This is a genomic window from Herbaspirillum sp. DW155 (genome assembly GCF_037076565.1).
Lineage (GTDB): Bacteria > Pseudomonadota > Gammaproteobacteria > Burkholderiales > Burkholderiaceae_D > Herbaspirillum.
Genome location: NZ_AP029028.1, coordinates 633879 through 651835, shown reverse-complemented (window position 1 = coordinate 651835; position 17957 = coordinate 633879). Strand labels below are relative to the sequence as shown.

Sequence of the window (17957 nt, the reverse complement as noted above, 5' to 3'; positions counted from 1 at the left end):
ATGTTCTTGTCAGGAGGCCAGCAGTTCGCGCGCATGCTTGCGCGTGGTCGCGGTGATTTCCAGTCCGCCCAGCATGCGGGCGATTTCTTCCACGCGCGCCTTGGCGTCCAGCCCGTCGATATCGGAAAGGGTCTTGCCGCCTTCGCTGCGCTTCTTGACCTGATAGTGCTGGTTGGCCTGGCTGGCCACCTGCGGCAAATGGGTCACGCAGAGCACCTGGCGTTCCTGGCCCAGGCGCTTCAAGAGCCGCCCGACCACTTCGGCCACGGCCCCGCCGATGCCGCTGTCGACTTCATCGAAGATCAGCGTAGGCACAGTGGTCGCGGCCGAGGCGATCACCGAGATGGCCAGCGAGATACGCGCCAGTTCACCGCCAGAAGCCACCTTGGCCAGCGCGCGCGGCGCCACGCCGGCGTGGCCGGCCACCAGGAATTCGACCTGCTCCAGACCGTAGGCCGCCGGTTCCACTTCGTTGAGGGCGATTTCGAAGCGACCTCCTGCCATCGACAGATCCTGCATCGCCGCCGTCACCGCCTCGCCCAGTGCGGCAGCGGCCTTGGCACGCGCCTTGGAGAGCTTCTGCGCAAGGGCGAGGTAGGCGTCCTTGAGCTTTTCTTCCTGCGCACGCAGGGCGTCCAGATCGCTGGCGTCGGCCAGTTGCTTCAGTTGTTCGGAGAGCTTGCGATACTCATCGGGCAGCTCATCGGGTTGCACGTGAAATTTGCGGGCCGTGGAGTGGATGGCTTCCAGGCGCTCTTCCACTTCCTGCAGCCGCGCCGGATCGAGTTCGACCCGGCCCAGGTAATCATTCAAGGCATAGACCGCTTCCTGCAACTGGATCTGCGCCGGCTCCAGCGCATCGAGCACGGGCTTCAGGGCCGTATCGACATCGACCAGCTTGGTCAGCTTCTGCGTGATCGAAGACAGCTGCGAGAGGATCGGCGACTCCGATTCCGAGATCACGCCCAGCGCTTCCTGCGCGCCGCCGATGAGCGCCGCGGCATGCGAGAGACGGCTGTGCTCGGTGCTGATGTCGGCCCATTCGCCGGGCTTGACGGCCAGCTTGTGCAGCTCGGCCACCTGCCACTCCAGGCGTTCGCGTTCGAGCAGCACATTGCGCGCATCCTGCTCGAACTGTTCGCGCTGGCGGGCCAGGGCGCGCCAGGTCTTGTAGGCGGCGGCCACTTCGCGCGCCGGCTCCAGCAGGCCGGCCTGGCTGTCCAGCAGTTGACGCTGAGCATCGGCCTTCATCAGCGATTGATGCGCATGCTGGCCGTGAATATCCACCAGCATCTCGCCCACTTCGCGCAATTGCGCGGCGGTGGCGGCGCTGCCATTGATATAGGCCTTGCTGCGGCCGGCATTGTCGATCACCCGGCGCAGCAGTACGCCGTCGTGCTCGCCGCTGAATTCGTGCTCCTCCAGCCAGGCCAGTACTTCCGGCGTGGCGGTGAAATCGGCGCTCACGTCCGCCTTGGCCGCCCCCTCGCGCACTACGCTGGGATCGCCACGGCCGCCCATGGCCAGGGCCAGGGCATCGATGAGGATGGATTTGCCGGCGCCGGTTTCGCCGGTGAAGACGGAAAATCCACGCGCAAATTCGAGCTCGATGGCATCGACAATCACGAAGTCGCGGATCGTTAAGGTACGCAGCATGGTGGTCTCGCAGCGGGTTGGACGGACAGGCCAGTGTTCGCAAGCAAGCCGGCATGCAGATGGGGCCGGCTTGCTGCGGGCTTATTGTAATCGGCCTTCTATCGACGGGTATTCATTCCAGTGCAGCTTCTCGCGCAGGGTATCGAAATAGCTCCAGCCCTCGGGATGCAGGAAGGTGATCTTGTGCGCCGAACGGCGGATCACGATACGGTCGCCATGCAGCACGCTGGTCAAGGATTGCATGTCGAAGTTGGCGCTGACCTCGCGCCCGGCCACCACCTGGATGACGATCTCGCAGGAATCCGACAGCGTGATGGGACGGTTGGACAGCGAATGCGGCGAGATCGGCACCATCACGATGCCATGCAGGCTGGGATGCAGGATGGGCCCGCCCGCCGACAGCGCATAGGCCGTGGAACCGGTGGGGGTGGCCACGATGAGGCCATCGGAGCGCTGGTTGTACATGAAGCGGCCATCGACTTCCACCCGCAGCTCGACCATGCCGGAGGTGGAACCGCGCGCCACCACCACGTCGTTCAAGGCCAGCGCACGGAAGATCTCGCCGCCTTCGCGGTAGACCCGCGCTTCCAGCAGCGAGCGCGACTCGGCTTCCACCTTGCCTTCCAGCATTTCGCCCAGAGCCGGTATCATGCGGTCTTGCGCGATATCGGTGATGAAGCCCAGGCGCCCCTGGTTGATGCCGATCAGCGGCACGTTGTAAGGCGCCAGCTGGCGCGCGATGCCCAGCATGGTGCCATCGCCACCGACCACGATGGCCACGTCCGCATGCTGGCCGATCTGCTCGGGGGTCATGCTGTCATAGCCTTGCAGGGCGATGTTCTCGGCGGTCTCGGTCTCGAAGACCACGGTGTGGCCGTGCGATTCCAGGAACACAGCGATGTCCGACAAGATCTGCGCGATGCCGACGGCCTGGAACTTGCCGACGATGGCGACGGTTTTGGGTACAGCTGCCTGAACGGGTAATTTGATGGGCCACATGCTGCGGATTAGACCATAATTTGAGATGACATTGTAATGAAACCAAGCACCTCCCCCCTGCCGCACTCAGTTGCTCAAGCACCGATCCAGGCCGTGCTGTTCGACCTCGACGACACCCTCTGGGCCATCGAACCGGTGCTGGTGCGCGCTGAAGGGCTGCTCTACGACTGGCTGCGCGAGCATGCTCCTGCAGTGGCAGCGGCCCATACCATCACCAGCCTGCGCGAGCGCCGCATGGCCCTGATGCAGACTGACCCGATGTATCGCATCGATCTCTGGAAGCTGCGCCACACGGCGCTCTCCGAGGTCTTCCGCGAGCATGACGTGGACCTGGCGCTGGTTGATCCGGCCATGGCGCTGTTCTCCGAAGCGCGCAGCACGGTGGCGCTGTTCGATGACGTCGAACCGGCGCTGCTGCGCATGAAGGGGCGGCTGACCCTGGGCTCGGTCTCCAACGGTTTTGCCGATCTGGAACGCATCGGGCTGGCCGGCCACTTCGGCGTCTCGATTGCCGCCCACCGCTTCGGCCGCGCCAAACCTGATCCGGCCATCTTCCACGCTGCCTGCGATGCACTGCAGGTCGCCCCGGCAGCCACCGTGTATGTGGGCGACGATCCGCTACTGGACGTGCAAGGCGCGCAGCAGGCCGGTCTGCGGGCGGTGTGGATGAACCGTTTCGGCCGCATCCTGCCCGAAGGCATCCACCCCGACGCCATCTGCCGCGACCTGCATGAGCTGCACGACTGGCTGCAAACGCAAGCCTGATCCTTCGCTCAAATCGCGCCCAGGCTGACGTGCGCGTCACATTTGCCTGATATGCCGCTAGAATATGTCCCATGCAACTCGATAACCGCGCCCGCACTCTCCTGAAAGCCCTGGTCGAACGGTACATCGCCGACGGCCAGCCGGTGGGTTCTCGCGCCCTGTCGAAACTGTCGGGCCTGGAACTGTCGCCGGCGACCATCCGCAACATCATGGCCGATCTCGAAGAGATGGGCTTCGTCGCCAGCCCGCACACCTCGGCCGGCCGCGTGCCCACGCCGCGCGGCTATCGCATGTTCGTCGATACCCTCCTGACCGTCGAGGCCATCGACGAAAGCGCCCTCGAAGGCCGTCTGCAGGCGCGTTTGCAACACAGCGGTTCGCCCCAGAAGATCATCACCAATGCAGCCCAGGTGCTGTCCTCGCTGTCACAGTTCGCGGGCGTGGTGATGACGCCCAAGCGCGAATCGGTGTTCCAGCAGATCGAGTTCCTGCGGCTGTCGGAAAAGCGCATCCTCCTGGTCATCGTCGACCAGGGCGGCGACGTGCAGAACCGCATGCTGCTCACCGAGGTCGACTACACCCCGAGTCAGTTGACCCAGGCCGCCAATTACATCAACCAGCATTACGCCGGCCAGTCCTTCGACCAGGTGCGCGTGCACCTGCAGGGCGAACTGCGCCAGCTGCGCGACGACATGACCGCGCTCATGCAAGCTGCGGTCGAAGCCGGCAGCGACGCCATGAACGAGGAAGCCGACAACAACGTGGTCATCTCCGGCGAGCGCAACCTGCTGTCGGTGACCGACCTGTCCTCCAACATGAATTCGCTGCGCCGCCTGTTCGACATGTTCGAGCAGAAGACCGGGCTGTTGCAGCTGCTGGACGTCTCCAGCAAGGCCACCGGGGTGCAGATCTTCATCGGCGGCGAATCCCAGCTGGTACCCATGGATGACATGAGCATCGTCACCGCGCCCTACGAAGTCAACGGCCGCATCGTCGGCACCCTGGGCGTGATCGGGCCGACCCGCATGGCCTACGAACGCGTCATCCCCATCGTCGACATCACCGCCAAGCTGCTCTCCAGCGCATTGAGCCAGCACTGATCCGGCAGGACGAAAAAAGCCACGGGATCAATCCGTGGCTTTTTTGCTGTTTCCTTCACACTGCCTTGCCAAAGTAAAACCAGGCAATCGATCGCAAACTTACTTCTTCACTTTCTTGCAGTTCTTGCAATGACCATAGAGGGCCAGGGCATGGTCGGCAATCTCGAACCCGTGCTCCTGGGCAATCTTCAACTGGCGCTTTTCGATTTCGGCGTCGAAGAATTCCTCGACCTTGCCGCAATCCAGGCAGACCAGGTGATCGTGGTGCGAGCCTTCGTTGAGTTCGAAGACGGCCTTGCCGGTCTCGAAGTGATTGCGCTGGAGCAGTCCGGCCTGCTCGAACTGGGTCAGCACGCGATAGACAGTGGCCAGGCCCACGTCGAGATTGTCGGAAAGCAATTGTTTGTAGACGTCTTCGGCGCTCAAGTGGCGCACGGAGGTGTTCTGGAAGATTTCAAGGATCTTCAGGCGCGGCAGGGTCGCCTTCAGGCCGCTGGCCTTCAGTTCGGATGGATTGTTCGGCATGGTAGAGTGGGTTCCCGGGTTTACTGGTCTCGAACAGGCGCGGCGGTCCACTGGGAAGACCTGGCGGACCGTTCCGGCGGGGCGGTGGGGAACACCCTTTTACACCCGGAACGCACTCATGCCTATTTAAGAAGTAAGTTCTAGCTTATCATATAGCGCTTTAGGCTCATGGCTCAACCCGGTTGAAATCTTTATGCGCATGCTTTCCCGAATGAAGTCCCGTCATCACACCGCCGCCCTTGGCGTCCTTGCAGCACTGGCCGTATCGCTGGCCGGCTGTTCCTCGACCAAGGCGCCGGACCAGGCAGCGCCCACCGATACCTCGGGCGTGAAAGTGACCGGCAAGAGCGATAGCCTGTTCGGCTTCCTGCGACCCTATCGCATCGACATCCAGCAAGGCAACTTCGTCTCCAAGGAAATGGTGGCGCAGCTGCGTCCGGGCCTGACCCGCGACCAGGTGCGCTTCGTGCTGGGCACGCCGCTGCTGTCGGACATGTTCCACGCCAACCGCTGGGATTACGACTTCCGCCTGGCCAAGGGCAATGGCGAGGTCATGACCAGCCGCGTCTCGGTGTTCTTCAAGGATGACCTGCTGGATCACGTCGAGGGCGGCCAGAACCTGCCCACCGAAAGCGAATACCTGACCCTGATCACCGACGCCAAGGTCGGCGCCAAGGCCAGCTTCGGCGACAAACCCAAGGAAGAGAGCGAGATCAAACCGGCCTCCCCGGTCGCGCCCTCCTCGGCCACCGGCAAATAAGACCTGCCTTCCGCACCTGTTTACTCCGAGTTTCACATGACTGCATTGAATATCGCCGTGGCCGGCGCCTCCGGGCGCATGGGCCGCATGCTGATCGAAGCCATCCTCAATGCCGATGGCCTCAAGCTCTCCGGCGCCCTGGATACGCCCACCTCGCCCGTCCTCGGCACCGATGCCGGCCTGTTCCTGGGCAAGACCACCGGTGTGGTCATCGAATCGGACCTGGCGCGCGGCCTGGCCGGCGCTGACGTGCTGATCGACTTCACCCGCCCTGAAGGCACGTTGAAGCACCTGGAATACTGCGCCGCCCATGGCGTGAAGGTGGTCATCGGCACCACCGGCTTCGAGGCCGAAGGCAAAGCGGCCATCGCCGAATTCGCCAAGCGCACCGCCATCATGGCCGCGCCCAACATGAGCGTGGGCGTCAACGTCACCTTGAAGCTGCTGGAGATGGCGGCCAAGAATTTCTCGCACGGCTACGACATCGAGATCATCGAAGCCCATCACCGCCACAAGGTCGACGCTCCTTCGGGCACGGCGCTGAAGATGGGTGAAGTCATCGCCGATGCGCTGGGCAGGAAGCTCGACGACGTGGCCGTCTACGCCCGCGAAGGCGTCACCGGTGAACGCGATCCCTCCTCCATCGGTTTTGCCACCGTGCGCGGCGGCGACATCATCGGCGACCACACGGTGTTGTTCGCCGGCATCGGCGAGCGCATCGAGATTTCGCACAAGTCTTCCAGCCGCGTCTCGTACGCCATGGGCAGCCTGCGCGCCGCACGCTTCCTGGCCGACAAGGACACCGGCCTGTACGACATGCAGGATGTGCTGGGCTTCAAGTAAGCCGAGCCCGGAACCACAGGAAATGCCCGACGCTGCCGCACCCCACCAGGTCCGGCAGCGAATTTTTTTGGGGCCGGTCGCTCCAAGCGATTGCCCCGCAACTGACCGTCATTGACTTCCTGCCGCCCCGTGCGGCGTCTTTCCCGAAAGCACGTACCATGGAACAGAACGTTGGATTTGCCCACTACTGGGCGCAAGGCGATGCCGTTTCCCACTCGGTGGCCTATCTGTTGCTGCTGATGTCGATCGCCAGCTGGTTCTACATCCTCTCCAAGGCCTGGGCCGCCTGGCGCATCCGGCGCGGCAGCAATGCGCTGGAACAATTCTGGCAGGCGCCGACGCTGGCCGATGCCACTGCCGCCATGCAGCGTCTGGACAGCGAGCAGATCTACACCCCCATGGCCGAACGCGCCGCCGAGGCGGCCGACATCGGCACCCGCCAGCAGGGCGCGCCCTCGCTCAACGCCGCCACCGATCCGGGCGAACTGATCACGCGCACCCTGCGTCGCGAAATCAACCGCGTCTCGGCGCGCCTGGAACGCGGACTGACATTGCTGGCCTCGGTCGGCTCGACCGCGCCCTTCGTGGGCCTGTTCGGTACCGTCTGGGGCATCTATCACGCGCTGGTGGCGGTCTCGGCCAGCGGCACGGTGCAGATCGACAAGGTGGCCGGTCCCGTGGGCGAGGCGCTGATCATGACCGCGCTGGGCCTCCTGGTGGCCATTCCCGCCGTGCTGGCCTACAACGCCTTCACCCGCATCAACCGCGTGGTGCTGGCCGAACTGGATGGCTTCGCACACGACCTGCATGCGTATCTGACCACCGGCGAGCGCGTCGGCGGCATGCGCAAATAATTTTTTCGACACCCGATCCGAGAGGAGTCCCACATGAGTTTCGGCGGATTCAACGACAACCAGAACTCGGCCCCGATGGCCGACATCAACGTCACCCCGATGGTGGACGTGATGCTGGTCCTGCTGGTGATCTTCATCATCACCGCCCCCATGTTCACCCACGCCCTGAAGCTGGACCTGCCTACCGCACAGTCCAACCCGGCCCCGGAAAAACCGGAGACCGTCACGCTGGGCATCGATGCGGCAGGCAAGCTGTACTGGAACGACCAGCAGGTCAGCGAACAGGAAATGGATACGCGCCTGGCGGCAGCAGCAGCCAGGAAGCCGCAGCCCGATCTGCAATTGCGGGCAGACAAGTCCACCCGCTATGAAACCATCGCCGAGGTGATGTCGGCCGCGCAGGGTGCGGGCCTGACCAAGCTGGGCTTCGTCACCGATCCCAAGGCCGACGGCAAGAGCGGCAGATAAGCACACTGAAAGAGAGCAGGCATGGCCACCGTAACACTGGCGGGCGACCGCATCACCGACTGGGACAGTTTTCATACCGAGAGCGCACAGGCTTTCGGCTTCCCGGATTTCTATGGCCGCAACATGGATGCCTGGGTCGATTGCCTGTCCTATCTGCGCGATGACGATGGTATGTGCAAGTTCAGGCTCAAGCCCAAGGAAGTGCTGACCATCGAGATCAGCCACAGCGCCGACCTGCACAAGCGCCTGCCGGACCTGGTGGAAGATGTGGAATTCTGCTGCACGGCCATCAATGACCGCTGCGAGGATTACGGCGAGCCGCCGGTAATTGCGCTGGTGTGGAAGTGATATAGCCGTTTTCCATTCATCTCTTCCAGAGCTGCAGCGGCCCTGATTGATCTCTCAAACAGATCAATCAATCAACTCATCCCCATCGTAAAACGGATACGGCCCATCGAATTCCCCGATGAACGCCGTATGGCTGACCAGGCTCCTTCCAGCCGCATCCCACCAGTGCAGCTGGAATCCCGGCGGTTCCATCACGAAGCAGGACGGCGCCTGCGGATCCAGGTCCAGTTGCACCTGATGCGACACGCCCGGACAAGTCGTGGCCAGCGTCCCGCCGAAGCGGCGCTGGATCGAACGATGCAGGTGTCCGCACAGGATGCGCTCGACCTGCGGATGCTTGCGCACCACCGCTTCCAGCGCCTGCGGATTGGCCAGGCCCATGTCATCCATGTGGCCGATGCCAGTGGTAAAGGGCGGGTGATGCATGGCGATCACGGTCGGACGCCCGGGCTGCTGCGCCAGCACTTCATCGACCCACTGCAGGCTGGCAGGCGCCAGTTCACCGCCGCTGGCGCGCGGGATGACGGTATCGAGCGCGATGATGCGCACGGCATGCTCCTCGATCACGTACTCGATGCGCTCACCGCCCTGCTGCAGATAGGCGTGCTCCGGGAAGGCCGCACGCAGCGCATTGCGCTCGTCATGGTTGCCCGGCAACAGGTAATACGGCATGGTCAGCGGTGCCAGCAAGTCGCGCAGGCAGGCATATTCGGACGGCTTGCCGAAGTCCACCAGGTCGCCGGTGATGAGCAGCACATCGGGGCGCTGCTTCAACCCGTTGACCTGCTGCACGCAGCGCCGGAGGGCTTCGGCGGTATCGACGACGCGATAGGATTTCTTGCCATCGGTCTTGATGTGCAAATCGGAAATCTGTCCCAGGATCATGCGGTCTCCTTCTCGGCGCGCAGCGCCAGCTTCACCAGCGCCTCGGCCGGTACACGGATGGCGATCGGCTGTCCGGCTTCCCACCAGCCGCGGCGGCTGGTCTCGGCGATGACCGGACGCTCCACGCCAATGTCGATTTCAAAACGGGTACGGTCACCCAGGAAAAAGGTATTGAGCACCTTGCCGCGCACGCAGTGCCCGTCGGCTTCGGTGAGGTCCACCACCTGCACATCCTCGGGGCGGAACATGGCGCAGGCCGGCTGTCCCTGCCGGGCGGCATCGAGCTTGTCGAGCAGTGGCAGGCTGCCGTGGGGCAGCAGCAGGCGGTCTCCGGACAAGACACCTTCCACGCGGTTCATCGCGCCGATGAAATCGGCCACGAAGTCATTGGCGGGATGATAGTAGATCTCGCGGGGCGTGCCGATCTGCGAGATCTTGCCGCGTTCCATGACGACGATGCGGTCCCCCAGCGCCATGGCCTCGCCCTGATCGTGGGTGACGTAGATGGCGGTGATGCCGAGGCTGCGCAGCAGCTTGTTGAGATCACTGCGCACGGCTTCGCGCAGCTTGGCATCCAGTGCTGTCAGCGGTTCGTCCAGCAGCAGCACGCGCGGCTCCATGGCCAGTGCGCGCGCCAGCGCCACGCGCTGCTTCTGGCCACCCGAGAGCTGGTCCACGCGGCGATGCGACAGGCCTTGCAGATGCACCATCTCAAGCAGCTGCTCGACGCGCTCGGCCCGCTCGCCGGCCGGGATCTTGCGGATCTTCATGCCATAGGCGATGTTCTCGCCCACGCTCATGTTGGGGAACAGCGCATAGTTCTGGAACACCATGCCCACACCGCGTTTCTCGATGGGCAGCGCGGTCACGTCTTCGTCGCCGAAGAGCACGCGCCCACCTTCATCGGGAAACTCCAGTCCCGCGATCATGCGCAGCGTGGTGGTCTTGCCGCAACCCGAGGGGCCCAGCAGGACCAGGGTTTCACCGGGATGGATGTCGAGGTCCAGGGGCTGCAGCGCGCGCGTGCCATTGGCGAAGGACTTGGCGCATTGCTGCAGGCGGATGGAAACGGCTTCTTGCTTGGGCTTCATAGACTGACTTTCTTGCGTGTTGCCTGGGTCGCCCACTGCATGCCGATCAGGAGCGGAATGATCATGAAAAAGAAGATCAGCGTATAGGCCGATCCCACCTCCAGCCGCATCGATGCATAGGCATCGGCCAGGCCCACCGGCAGGGTCTGGGTCAGCGGCGTGTGCAGCATCCAGGTGATGTTGAATTCGCCGATGGAGAGCGTGACCACCATCAACGCGCCGGCCAGGATGCCAGAGGCCGCATTGGGAATGACGATGCCGAAGAAGCGGCGCAGGCGTCCGGCGCCCAGGCTGGCAGCGGCTTCTTCCAGCTGCGCCAGCTGCGAGGACTGCATCACCGCCAGTACCGGGCGCACCATGAAAGGCAGCGTGAAGATCACGTGGCCGACCAGGATGAAGAGGATGCTGGCGCGGAACCCGCGCAGCTGCCCATAGGCCATGATCAGCGCCAGTGCGGTGGCCAGGCCCGGCACGGCCACCGGCATCATGAGCAACTCTTCGATCACGCGCGCCAGGCGGCTATGGCCGCCACGGTAGCGCGCCAGCATGTAGGCCAGCGGCACCCCGGCTGCCAGCGTCACCGCCAGGCAAGCCAGGGCGATGATGAGCGAACGCCAGATGGTGGGCTGGTACATCTCCCACACCTGCGCCACCCAGCGCAGCGTGAGCCCGCTGGACAAGCCGACGAAGAAATTCTCGGTCACACCGGCCAGCATCGACAACACCACCGGCACCACCAGGAAGGCGCATACCAGCAGCGTGAAGGCCAGTTGAAGATAAAAACGGAAACGATTCTGCATGACCTCTTCCTTATGCCGCCGCCGCAACGCCGCTGCCGGTCAGTGAACGCGCCAGCGCCAGCACGGCCCAGGTGAAGAGCCCCAGCACGATGGACAGCGAAGCCGCGGTGGCGAAATTGGCGTAGCCGGTGAATTCGTTATAGATGGTCATGGGCAGCACATCGATGTTGGCGGCCAGCGTGAAGGCCGTCCCGAAGGCGCCGACACTGGTGGCAAAGCAGATCGCCCCCGACGAGATCAGCGCCGGCAGCAGCGCCGGCAGCACCACGTGCAGCAGCACCTGCCAGGGCCTGGCCCCCAGCGAGCGCGCGGCTTCTTCCAGCGACGGATCGAGCTTTTCGGCAGCGGCCACCACGGTCAGGATCACACGCGGAATCGAGAAATACAGATACCCCAGAAACAGCCCCGCCAGCGAATACGCAAACACCAGCGATTCACCGAAGAGCCAGTTGGTCAGGGAACCGATCAGGCCCTGGCGCCCGGCCAGCATGATGACCATGAAGCCGACCACCACGCCGGGAAAGGCCAGCGGGAAAGTCAGCATGGCCAGCAACAGCGACTGGCCGGGGAAGCGATTGCGTTGCAGGAACAAGCCCACGAACACCGAGATGGCCAGGGTCGCGGCCGTGACCACCGCCGACAGCAGCAGCGTGGAAACCAGGCTGGTGAAGTAATGGCGGTTGGTCAGCACCGACAGATAGGCCATCGCCCCTTCCGGCCCCGAGGCACCCACGCCGACCAGCCGCACCATCGGCAGCAGCCAGAAGGCGCAGAAGATCGTCAGGCCGGGCAGGGCGAACCACAGCCACACGCCGTTGCCCGCTGCGCGGGGACGCGCACCCGGCGACTTGCCGGCCACCGGCGCGGGCGCACCGGAGACGGAGGGGGTCAGGCTTTTCATGCTTGCTCCTGCGCTCTGCATTTAACGCACTTCGACCAGGTAACGCTCGCCGAACTTGCGCTGCGCTTCGGCCATCTTGCCGTAGTCCACCGACTTGGCACGGGCGTATTCAGAAGCCGGCAGGAAGCGTGCTTCCGCTTCCCTGGACATGGCCGAGGCACGCACCGGACGCAGGTAGGCATTGGCCCAGATGGCCTGGCCCTGGTCGGACAGCAGGAAGTCCAGCACCTTCTTGGCATCGGCCTGGTGCGGGCCGTTCTTCACCAGCGAGACCACGTAGGGCACGGTGACGGTCCCTTCGGTGGGGATCACGAAGGCGACGTTGGCGTGGTCCTTGTACTTGGCGCGATAGGCGTCGAAGTCATAGCCCAGCAGGATGGGAATCTCACCCGAGATCAGACGCGCGTAGGAGGTCTGCTTGGGGACGATGGGCTGGTTCTTCTGCAGGTTCTTGAAGTAGGTGATGGCCGGCGAGAAATCGTCCAGCGTGCCGCCCATGGCCTGGTTGATGGCCACGGCACCGACGTAGCCGACGAAGGCCGAGGCGGGGTCGAGGTAGCCGATCAGGCCCTTGTATTCCGGCTTTTGCAGGTCGGCCCAGGACTTGGGCACCGGCTTGCCCTTCAAGGCGTCGACGTTGACCATGATGCCCATGGTGCCGGAGTGGATGGTGACCCAGTAACCGTCAGGATCCTTCAGTCCGTTGGGGATGTCGTTCCAGTGCGCCGGCTTGTAGGCGGCCACCAGGTCCTTGTTCTTCGCTTCGATGCCGAAGGACACGCCCAGGTAGGTGAAATCGGCCACCGGACTGGCCTTCTCGGCCGTCAGCTGGGCCAGGGCCTGGCCGCTGTTCTTGTTGTCGGGCGGCACGGTGATGCCGGTCTTGTCCTTGATGGCCTTGATCTGCGCGGCCCAGTCCGCCCACTCGGGCGGGCAGTTGTAGCAGATCGCGGTCTGGGCCGATGCGGCCAGGGAAGCCGACAGCAACAGCGCGCCGGCGGCAGTTTGAATAACACGTTTCAGGAACATGTCAGATCCTTTCCTATGGGTTGAACAACGAAGGCACAGCGAACTTCAAGAAACCGGGTGCATCAGGATGCGTGTTGCGAACGCTGCGCAGGCGGCGCCACCGATCCCCCCTCGCGCAGCACATGCGGGAGGATGTGGCGCACACCAGCGATAGCGGTAGCGTGAACGGAGGCATCGTCCCCAGCCGCCACGGCAGCAGCCGGCAGCGCGCGCTCGATGGCCGCGACCAGGGTGCGCAGGGCGACGTCGCCGATCTGTTCCGAGGGCTGCACCACGCTGGCCAGCACCGGCTCGATGAGCGCACCCACGGGGATGCCGTCGAAGCCCATCACCGAGATATCGCCCGGCACCTGCAAGCCCAGCGCGCGCAGGTCGCGCATGGCGCTCAGGGCCAGCAGGTCGTTGGAACAGAACAGCGCCGTGGGACGGTGCAGCGGATCGGCCATCATCTGCTGATAGTCGGTGGCGGCGGTCAGTGTGTGGCGCTCGACCTCGATGGCCGGCAGCGGCGCCAGACCGGCGGCGTGCATGGCATCGAGATAACCGCAGTAGCGCTGCATGGCGCGGTCGGACGCATTGAAGCGCCCCGAGAGCATCTGGATGCGGCGGTGCCCCAGCGCGATCAGGTGGCTGACGGCATCGCAGGCGGCGACGCGGTTGTCCACCGAGACCGAGGTCCGGTGCGCCGCCGCTTCGGCCGCAGCCAGCTGGTTGTAGGCCAGCACGAAGGGGATGCGCTCGCGTTCCAGCAGGTCCAGCGTGGCATTGGCACCGGCATCGGCCACCGTCAGGATCACACCGTCGACACGATGGCCCAGCAGCAGCTCGACGGCCGCCGATTCGTCTTGCGGCAGGTATTCGGTGGTGGTGAACATGACCGAGTAGTCCAGCTCCCGGGCAGCCAGCTCGATGCCCTGCAGGCATTGCGCAAAGACCGTGTTGGAGAGCGTCGGCACGACCACCCCGACCGTGCGCGAATTGCCGGCGCGCAAGTTGCGCCCGGTGAAATTGGGACGAAAGCCCAGTTCGGCGATGCTGCGGTGGATCTTCTCGGCCGTTTCCGCGCTCACCGAGCCGGGCTTGTTGAGCAGGCGGGACACAGTGGCAATGGAGACACCAGCCAGGTGGGCAACTTGTTTGATGGACGGGCGCACGGGGGTTTCGAGGCAAATGAAAACGATTTCATGATGCCGGCCGATTGTTACGTCCTCATGACGATGCGCGCTGGAGGATATGAAGGAAAACGCGAAAAACCACCTGCCCCCGGTGTCTCACTCTCTCAAGCAGAGGTTCCGTCAAATTCACCTATAACGCAATAAAAAATTGCTTTTTCACAATTTTTCGAGAATTAACAAGAATACTTTCGAGAAACCTCCGTGCCAGCGCAGACGATGGTTTCATACGCCCTGTCAGCCGCCCAAGCTGACCAGCCTCACCATTCCAGCCCGTCGCCCCCTCGTTGGCGGAACCGTGTAGCTGCTATCCCTGTTGCCGCCTGCTCTGGCACAGGGGTCTTGGCCCGCCTCTTTACGGAGGCGGGCTTTTTTTCGTCCGGCGCGCTCGCTGCGGCTGGCGACGGCGGCCGGAATGCCGCGCCGGGGTGGCGAGCCGGTATAATGCAGGGTTTCGAATTGCAATCGAAGTGCAATCCGAGGTGCAATCTCTTCCCAACCGAATTCCATCCGTATCAGCCCGTCATGCAAGATAAATACAGCCCCGCCGAAGTCGAACAGTCCGCGCAGCAGCATTGGAACGCCATCGACGCCTACAAGACCGTCGAAAACGCCCGCGACAAGGAAGGCCGCGACAAGAAGAAGTTCTACGCCTGCTCGATGCTGCCCTATCCCTCCGGCAAGCTGCACATGGGCCACGTGCGCAACTACACCATCAACGACGTGATGTACCGCTACCTGCGCATGAACGGCTACAACGTCCTGATGCCCATGGGCTGGGACGCCTTCGGCATGCCCGCTGAAAACGCCGCCATGGCCAATGGCGTGCCGCCGGCGCAATGGACTTATTCCAATATCGAATATATGAAATCGCAGATGCAGTCCATGGGCCTGGCCATCGACTGGTCGCGCGAGATGACCGCCTGCCGTCCCGAGTACTACAAGTGGAACCAGTGGATGTTCCTGAAGATGCTGGAGAAGGGCATCATCTACAAGAAGACCGGGACCGTGAACTGGGACCCGATCGACCAGACCGTGCTGGCCAACGAGCAGGTCATCGACGGCCGTGGCTGGCGCTCCGGCGCCGTGATCGAAAAGCGCGAGATCCCGATGTACTACGCCAAGATCACCGACTACGCCGACGAGCTGCTCGAACACGTCGAGACCAAACTGCCCGGCTGGCCCGAGCGCGTGCGCCTGATGCAGGCCAACTGGATCGGCAAGTCCACCGGCGTGCGCTTTGCCTTCCCGCACCAGATCAAGGGCGCGGACGGCCAGCTGATCAACGATGGCAAGCTGTTCGTCTTCACCACCCGCGCCGACACCATCATGGGGGTGACCTTCTGCGCCGTGGCCCCGGAACATCCGCTGGCCACGCTCGCCGCAGAAAACAACCCGGCCCTGCAAGCCTTCATCGCCGAATGCAAGCAGGGCAGCGTGATCGAAGCCGACATGGCGACGATGGAAAAGAAAGGCATGCCCACCGGTCTGTACGTGACCCATCCGCTGACCGGCGATCAGGTCGAGGTGTGGATCGGCAACTATGTGCTCATCACCTACGGCGACGGCGCCGTGATGGGCGTGCCGGCGCATGACGAGCGCGACTTCGCCTTCGCCCGCAAATACAATCTGCCGATCAAGCAGGTCATCGGCGTGGAAGGCAAGACCTACTCCACCGAGGCCTGGGAAGAATGGTACGGCGACAAGGAAGCCGGCAAGACCATCCACTCCGGCAAGTACGATGGCCTGGGCTATCAGGCGGCCGTGGATGCAGTGGCCGCCGATCTGGCCGCGCAGGGCCTGGGTGAGAAGAAGGTGACCTTCCGCCTGCGCGACTGGGGCATCTCGCGCCAGCGCTACTGGGGTACGCCTATCCCCATCATCCACTGCCCCGACTGCGGCGACGTGCCCGTGCCCGAGAAAGACCTGCCGGTGGTGCTGCCGGAAGACTGCGTACCGGACGGCAGCGGCAATCCGTTGAACAAGCATGAGCAATTCCTCAAGGTCGACTGCCCCTGCTGCGGCAAGCCGGCCCGCCGTGAGACCGACACCATGGACACCTTCGTGGATTCGTCCTGGTACTACATGCGCTATACCTCGCCGGGCAGCAACGAGGCGATGGTGGACTCCCGCAACGATTACTGGATGCCCATGGACCAGTACATCGGCGGCATCGAACACGCCGTGCTGCACCTGCTGTACGCACGCTTCTGGACCAAGGTCATGCGCGACTTCGGCCTGGTCAAGTTCGACGAGCCGTTCACCAATCTGTTGACGCAAGGCATGGTCTTGAACGAGACCTACTATCGCGAAGACGCTGCCGGCAAGAAGACCTGGTACAACCCGGCCGACGTGGACCTGTCCTTCGACGACAAGGGCCGCCCGGTCTCGGCCGTATTGAAGGAAGACGGCCAGCCGGTGATGATCGGCGGCACCGAGAAGATGTCCAAGTCCAAGAACAACGGCATCGACCCGCAAGCGCAGATCGACCAGTACGGCGCCGACACGGCGCGCCTGTTCACCATGTTCGCCTCGCCCCCGGAACAGACCCTGGAATGGTCCGGTGCCGGTGTCGAAGGCGCCAACCGCTTCCTGCGCCGCGTCTGGGCCTTCGGCTACAACAACGCCACGCGCATTACCGCGGCGGGCGCAGTCGATGCGGCCCAGCTCGACGATGGCCTGAAGACCCTGCGCCGCGAAGTGCACAAGATCCTGCAGCAGGCCGACAACGACTTCAAACGCATCCAGTACAACACCGTGGTCTCGGCCTGCATGAAGATGCTCAACACGCTGGAAGCCGCCAAGCCGGCAGCGGGCGCAGCAGGTGATGCGGTCATCGCCGAGTGCTTCTCGATCTTCCTGCGCGTGCTGAACCCGGTGGCCCCGCACATCACCCACGTGCTGTGGCAGGAACTGGGCTATGCCGGCACGCACGGTGACATCCTCGATGCCGCCTGGCCGCAGGTCGATGCCGCCGCGCTGGAGCAGAGCGAGATCAAGCTGGTGGTGCAGGTCAACGGCAAGCTGCGCGGTGAAGTCACCGTGTCCAAGGACGCCGACAAGGCCGCCATCGAAGCCGCTGCCCTGGCCAATGAAGACGTCAAGAAATTCCTGACCGGCGCCCCGAAGAAGGTGATCGTGGTGCCGGGCAAGCTGGTCAACATCGTTGCCTGATCCGGCCCAACCCAACCGACGGAAATCCATGCACGCTCAAGTCCAAATCAAGCGTTTCCCGCAATGGCTGCTGATGGTGGCCGCAGCCGTGTTGCTCACGGCCTGCGGCTTCCATCTGCGCGGCGCGGCCGACCTGCCCTTCAAGACCATCTACCTGGGCTTCGCGCCCAACTCGGCGGTGGGCGTGGAGCTCAAGCGCAACATCGAGGCCAGCGGCGCCAAGGTGGTCTCCGATGCCAAGGAAGCCGAAGCCAACCTGAAGGTGCTGGCCGACTCGCGCGACCGCCAGGTGCTGACCCTGAACACCAACGGCCGCGTGCGTGAATACGCGCTGTTCCAGCGCTTCACCTTCTCGGTTACCGATGCCAAGGGTGTCATCCTGATTCCGCCCACGGCCATCACCCTGCGCCGCGTCATCACCTATGACGAGAACCAGGAACTGGCCAAGCAGGCCGAAGAAGTGCTGCTCTATCGCGACATGCAGTCCGATCTGGTGCAGCAGATCCTGCGTCGCCTGTCGGCCTCCAGGACGGCCATCAAGAACGAGAAGGCTGCCGCAGCCGGTTCGGACTCCTGAGCGCTCTGCA

Annotated in this window: 18 protein-coding genes; 9 read left to right on the top strand and 9 right to left on the bottom strand. The window is 63.7% G+C overall.

All coding sequences use genetic code 11. The features are described from left to right. Positions 1-9 precede the first annotated feature (9 nt). Both recN and AACH55_RS02970 read right to left on the bottom strand, forming a co-directional pair. Positions 10-1656: a DNA repair protein RecN gene (recN, locus tag AACH55_RS02975; RefSeq protein ID WP_338717929.1), complete on the bottom strand. Its 1647-nt coding sequence runs from the start codon at positions 1654-1656 to the stop codon at positions 10-12. An 81-nt stretch (positions 1657-1737) separates the two neighbouring features. Continuing rightward, entirely contained in the window at positions 1738-2655 is a 918-nt protein-coding gene (locus AACH55_RS02970; RefSeq protein WP_338717927.1) for an NAD kinase, read from the bottom strand. Positions 2656-2691: 36 nt separating this feature from the next. Between AACH55_RS02970 and AACH55_RS02965 the strand changes: the two genes are divergently transcribed. Both AACH55_RS02965 and hrcA read left to right on the top strand, forming a co-directional pair. Then, the gene (locus AACH55_RS02965; protein WP_338717925.1) at positions 2692-3420 is read left to right on the top strand and encodes an HAD family hydrolase; all 729 of its coding nucleotides are present in this window, start codon (positions 2692-2694) and stop codon (positions 3418-3420) included. A 71-nt stretch (positions 3421-3491) separates the two neighbouring features. Next, complete coding sequence (gene hrcA, locus AACH55_RS02960) at positions 3492-4520, top strand: heat-inducible transcriptional repressor HrcA (RefSeq protein ID WP_338717924.1); 1029 nt, start codon at positions 3492-3494, stop codon at positions 4518-4520. Positions 4521-4619: 99 nt separating this feature from the next. Here hrcA and fur read toward each other — a convergent pair whose 3' ends face one another. Further along, entirely contained in the window at positions 4620-5045 is a 426-nt protein-coding gene (fur, locus tag AACH55_RS02955) for a ferric iron uptake transcriptional regulator (protein ID WP_034341048.1), read from the bottom strand. A 211-nt stretch (positions 5046-5256) separates the two neighbouring features. Here fur and AACH55_RS02950 point away from each other — a divergent pair, with 211 nt between their 5' ends. The 5 genes from AACH55_RS02950 to AACH55_RS02930 all read left to right on the top strand — a co-directional run bounded on the left by AACH55_RS02950 (position 5257) and on the right by AACH55_RS02930 (position 8318). Beyond that, positions 5257-5805, top strand: coding sequence for an outer membrane protein assembly factor BamE (locus AACH55_RS02950; protein ID WP_338717923.1), 549 nt, complete (start codon positions 5257-5259; stop codon positions 5803-5805). Between the two features lie 36 nt (positions 5806-5841). Continuing rightward, on the top strand, positions 5842-6648 hold the full coding sequence (gene dapB / locus AACH55_RS02945) for a 4-hydroxy-tetrahydrodipicolinate reductase (RefSeq protein ID WP_338717922.1): 807 nt from the start codon (positions 5842-5844) through the stop codon (positions 6646-6648). 158 nt (positions 6649-6806) lie between these two features. Continuing rightward, positions 6807-7502, top strand: a complete 696-nt coding sequence (locus tag AACH55_RS02940; RefSeq protein ID WP_145607086.1) for a MotA/TolQ/ExbB proton channel family protein — start codon at positions 6807-6809, stop codon at positions 7500-7502. A 33-nt stretch (positions 7503-7535) separates the two neighbouring features. Continuing rightward, complete coding sequence (locus AACH55_RS02935) at positions 7536-7970, top strand: biopolymer transporter ExbD (protein ID WP_338717921.1); 435 nt, start codon at positions 7536-7538, stop codon at positions 7968-7970. A gap of 21 nt (positions 7971-7991) precedes the next feature. After that, complete coding sequence (locus AACH55_RS02930; RefSeq protein WP_338717920.1) at positions 7992-8318, top strand: barstar family protein; 327 nt, start codon at positions 7992-7994, stop codon at positions 8316-8318. A gap of 63 nt (positions 8319-8381) precedes the next feature. Here AACH55_RS02930 and AACH55_RS02925 read toward each other — a convergent pair whose 3' ends face one another. The 6 genes from AACH55_RS02925 to AACH55_RS02900 form a co-directional block, all read right to left on the bottom strand. After that, a complete protein-coding gene (locus AACH55_RS02925) occupies positions 8382-9203 on the bottom strand; it encodes a phosphodiesterase (protein WP_338717919.1) in 822 nt (273 codons plus the stop codon). Continuing rightward, positions 9200-10294, bottom strand: coding sequence for an ABC transporter ATP-binding protein (locus AACH55_RS02920; RefSeq protein ID WP_338717918.1), 1095 nt, complete (start codon positions 10292-10294; stop codon positions 9200-9202). Before AACH55_RS02920 ends, AACH55_RS02925 begins: the two co-directional genes overlap by 4 nt. Next, positions 10291-11094, bottom strand: a complete 804-nt coding sequence (locus AACH55_RS02915; protein WP_338717917.1) for an ABC transporter permease subunit — start codon at positions 11092-11094, stop codon at positions 10291-10293. Before AACH55_RS02915 ends, AACH55_RS02920 begins: the two co-directional genes overlap by 4 nt. A gap of 10 nt (positions 11095-11104) precedes the next feature. After that, positions 11105-11995: an ABC transporter permease gene (locus tag AACH55_RS02910; protein WP_338717916.1), complete on the bottom strand. Its 891-nt coding sequence runs from the start codon at positions 11993-11995 to the stop codon at positions 11105-11107. 21 nt (positions 11996-12016) lie between these two features. Continuing rightward, complete coding sequence (locus tag AACH55_RS02905; RefSeq protein WP_338717915.1) at positions 12017-13024, bottom strand: ABC transporter substrate-binding protein; 1008 nt, start codon at positions 13022-13024, stop codon at positions 12017-12019. Positions 13025-13086: 62 nt separating this feature from the next. Continuing rightward, the gene (locus AACH55_RS02900) at positions 13087-14178 is read right to left on the bottom strand and encodes a LacI family DNA-binding transcriptional regulator (RefSeq protein ID WP_338717914.1); all 1092 of its coding nucleotides are present in this window, start codon (positions 14176-14178) and stop codon (positions 13087-13089) included. Between the two features lie 543 nt (positions 14179-14721). Between AACH55_RS02900 and leuS the strand changes: the two genes are divergently transcribed. Continuing rightward, positions 14722-17370 (top strand): leucine--tRNA ligase, encoded by a 2649-nt coding sequence (gene leuS / locus AACH55_RS02895; RefSeq protein WP_338717913.1) that lies wholly within the window; start codon positions 14722-14724, stop codon positions 17368-17370. A gap of 28 nt (positions 17371-17398) precedes the next feature. After that, positions 17399-17947 carry an LPS assembly lipoprotein LptE gene (lptE, locus tag AACH55_RS02890; RefSeq protein WP_338717912.1) on the top strand — a complete coding sequence of 183 codons (549 nt, stop codon included), beginning with the start codon at positions 17399-17401 and terminating at the stop codon, positions 17945-17947. Positions 17948-17957 lie beyond the last annotated feature (10 nt).